This is a genomic window from Mesorhizobium sp. PL10, assembly GCF_053714315.1.
Map to the genome: position 1 here is coordinate 1 of NZ_JBSKBR010000173.1, position 673 is coordinate 673.

A 673-nucleotide genomic window follows, 5' to 3' on the forward strand; every position below is an offset into this window, starting at 1 on the left:
CCTGACCTTCGATCGCCGCCAGGATCGTATCCCGATAGGCTTCGATCCGCTGGGAGCGCTTTTCTCCGCCTTGGGGCTTTGCTCGCGTCGCGCCGCTCTCTCGCCATTCGCGGACCCAGCGGACCGCGCTTGCCACGCAAACACCGAAACGATCCGCCGCGGCCCGCCGCGACAGGCCACCCCCAACCGCTGCGATCACTCGCGAACGCAAATCCTCCGATATGGCTTTAACCATGCCTGCTGGCCTCCATATCCAGCCGACATGATGAATCTGGAGGGTTCTGTGTGGTCGCGGGCGCGATTGGGCGGGCACGCATGGGTCGCGACTACATTGAAGCCTGATTGAACTGAACCGCGGGATGGCGGGTGGGGCTATGGGGATTTAGGGCTCGACAGTGTGCCCGAGGTGCCGGAGCGGGCTCGCCGATCGCTCTGGGGCGGACGCGCGAGAGGGCGCCATTTGGGTCGTTGACGCTGAGGTGCAGCGTTGCTGGCTGCGACTTTGACTAGCGGCGCGCAAAGGCCCGGCGGCGACTGTAGCAGACGCCGGGATGGACGGTGCGAGCGTGTCGGTGCGCGGCGTGTCATGAGGTGTCTGGCCAGGTCGGGGCTTTGCGCGGGATCGGGCCGAGCGAGGCCATGGCGCCGCCGCAGCCCGGACAGATGTCCAGGG

The 673-nt window shown here is 66.9% G+C and carries 1 protein-coding gene; it reads right to left on the bottom strand.

What is annotated here, in order from left to right:
• Window positions 1-235 (bottom strand): helix-turn-helix domain-containing protein (locus ACWGTO_RS33710; RefSeq protein WP_454578985.1); only part of this gene is annotated, 235 nt, incomplete at its 3' end.
• Window positions 236-673: the final 438 nt, after the last annotated feature.